Origin of the sequence: Desulfacinum hydrothermale DSM 13146, from assembly GCF_900176285.1 — a bacterium.
GTDB classification, from domain to species: Bacteria; Desulfobacterota; Syntrophobacteria; order Syntrophobacterales; family DSM-9756; genus Desulfacinum; species Desulfacinum hydrothermale.
In genome coordinates, this window is record NZ_FWXF01000048.1 from 1 (window position 1) to 2876 (window position 2876).

2 protein-coding genes are annotated in these 2876 nt (G+C 55.4%); both read left to right on the forward strand.

Going from position 1 to position 2876, the window contains the following annotated elements:
- Nucleotides 1-449: 449 nt before the first annotated feature.
- The gene (locus B9A12_RS16475; protein WP_084059176.1) at nt 450-632 is read left to right on the forward strand and encodes a hypothetical protein; all 183 of its coding nucleotides are present in this window, start codon (nt 450-452) and stop codon (nt 630-632) included.
- Between the two features lie 850 nt (nt 633-1482).
- The coding region (locus B9A12_RS16485) for a DEAD/DEAH box helicase family protein (protein ID WP_170920704.1) at nt 1483-2876 on the forward strand (1394 nt) is incomplete at its 3' end.

Sequence of the window (2876 nt, forward strand, 5' to 3'; positions counted from 1 at the left end):
AAGTAGATGGACTCGATCGTCACTTTCTAAACGACGAGGAATCGCCCTAGCGCCACTTTATAAAGTGGACCAGTTTGGCCGACAATCGGTGGCCCATTTACGGGCGACAATTGACAGTTTTTGCCTGGAAAGCTCGAGCAAACAAAAAAAGCATCGAGGACAATATGAGCCTCATGTACCGCATCGAGCTTGAAGGCCCATCTGCTGTCCCCGAGCTAACGCTCGACAAAACAATTCGCGTTGAACGCCGTCATGGGGATCGTCCCTTCTCCATACGGAGTCAGCGAATTGATCCCGAAACAGCATATAATGCCGTTAGCAATTCAAGATGTTATGCAGATTTCTTCGCTCTTGTTTCACCTCCTACCTTCGGATCCGTACAACCACTTACACCGTTACGCCGAGGCCACCTGGCGGCACTTGTGGCCGCCGGAGTCTGTAACGGTACGGTGATTCGGAACAACGACCAGGGGAAGGTCTTTGTGATCAAGGGCCGGACTCGGGTCATCGAGGAAGAGGTGGAAGATACGACCGACGAGAAGGGAAACCGAACGACTATCATTCGGAAATCGCCCTCTCCGGTGGTCTATCTGCTCGATGCGAGCGAAGCTGAAATCCTTGAACTGCGCTAACGGGAGGAAGGGGATGAAAGCGTTTCGGACTGTAAGATCACAAGCTCCCCACGGAGCTGTAGATGTTTTCACAGATTTTTATGTTGGGCACTATGACCACAGGCCAAATGGCAATTGCACTCTATATCTGCACGCTATCAGCCTTTACGGATCGCCTACCGCCGTAAGGGCAGTAAGCGCAACGATACTCCAAGGACACTCCGTATTACTGCATGAGTATAACATGTCAACTCCCTATGAATTATGCACCATGCAAAGGCCAGGTGGAAGCCCTATGCGGCAAACATCCGTAGTCCTGGACGAGGGGAGAGTGGCACACAAACTCATGTGGAATCCCATGGTGTTTTCACCCTGGAGCGATAACGAGTTCTGCTCTCCATACTCCAACACATACCTGGTGTGGGGACAGACCGAGGATGAAGCAAAGGAACACCTGTATCGCACTCTGGACGCCGTGTACCCGACGCCACTATGTCCGGAGTGGAAAAACTGGCTATGGGAAGAATTCACGGACAACGAAAATCTCACGTGCTTTTCTACGCGCGAGGAATTTAACGTTGTCCGACGTGTCGATCTTCCCATGCCAGAGGTATTCCAATCCCACATCCTGGACTCCTTGAAATCGGGAGCCTTGACAGTCAGCTAGCTGATACTCACCCCTAGCGCAGGGGGAACCCGTTTCTCCCTGCGATCAGGGGGGAGTGCGGGTTTTCCCCTGCATTACGGAGGAAGACCTATGGTTGGCAGTCTGAAGGAGTTCTTGGCTGAGTACGGAAACATGCTGCTAACGAATGTTTCTCGCTCTCAGCCTCTTTATTCCCCGGATGCGGAGGGGGCCTTCGAGGCAGCAATGCGGGAGCGTCTCACCAAGCTACTGCGAACGCCCTTTCCAAAGCAGGCGGAAGCGGTCTTGGCGCTCACTAAAGGCTTCAAGGTGCGCAAGCACAGGGGCTTGTTTCTCACAGCCGAAATGGGCACAGGAAAAACAATGATGGCTATCTCCACATCGTTCCTCCTGTGTCCTCCGAAGTCCCGCACACTCATCATGTGTCCGGGACACCTCGTTCAAAAGTGGATCAGGGAAATCAAGGAAACCATCCCTGACGCCCACGTTGTAAACCTCAACCGCTCCGGCCTGGGCATGCTGCTGGAGCTAAAGTCTACCAAGCCGACCCAACGCGAGTATTACGTGCTGGGTAAGGAGCAAGCCAAGCTCCATTATGCCCGAACGAGTGGAGCCGCCTCTTTCCAACACCGTGACCACATCACCTGGACGTGCCCACGGTGCGGATCCACCCTGGACAGCGAGCCCAATGTCCGGTCACGACGGGTTCGGTGCGAGCGGTGTAAGGAGCCTCTGTGGCAGGCGGATGGAAACCGATTCCGCCGCTACAGCAAGGCGGAATACGTCAAAAGACACTTCCCGCGAGGCAAGGCATTCAACTTGTTCATTGCGGACGAGGTGCACCAGTACAAGGCCGGGGATACGGCACAGGGACAGGCGTTTGCCATTTTTTGCAACGCCGCCAAGCACACCTTGTGCCTTACTGGAACCCTGATGGGCGGCTACAGCTCCGGCCTATTCTACCTGCTGTGGCGGACTAGTCCACGCACAATGAGTCAGATCGTGGACTACCACAGCATCAAGGCGTTTTCCGAACGGTATGGCGTGACCGAACAGGTCATCAAAACATCCGATAAAGACGGTCGTGCCTCTATCGGGCGGTCGTCTCGGGTTACCGTTCGGGAACGACCGGGAATAAGCCCCCAGATTCTCACGGACCTCCTCCTGGAACGTTCCGTCTTCATGCGACTTGAGGATGTGGCCGATAACCTCCCGCCGTTTTCCGAGTACGTGGAAACGGTGGAGTTGCCTTCAGACCTCGCAGGTGAATACGGAAAGTTCAAGGACGCGCTTGAGGGCGAGGTGAAACGAGCCCTGGCGCGAGGCGACCGGTCCCTCTTAGGTGCAATGCTCCAAGCGCTCTTGGCCTATCCTGACGGGGCGCGGCGGGGCGAAAAGGTGTTGCATCCCACGACTGACGATCTGATCGCCGAGGCGCCGGAAATACCGTGCGATGTGCTGCCGAAAGAACAGCGGCTCATCGAAATCGTCCAGCGCGAGAAGGAGGCGGGAAGAAAGGTCTTGGTGTGCCTGGAACATACAGGGACACGAGATCTGATCCCGGACCTGGTGGAGCGTTTGGAGGCCGCCGGCCTGAAAACGGCGGCCTTGCGGGCAAC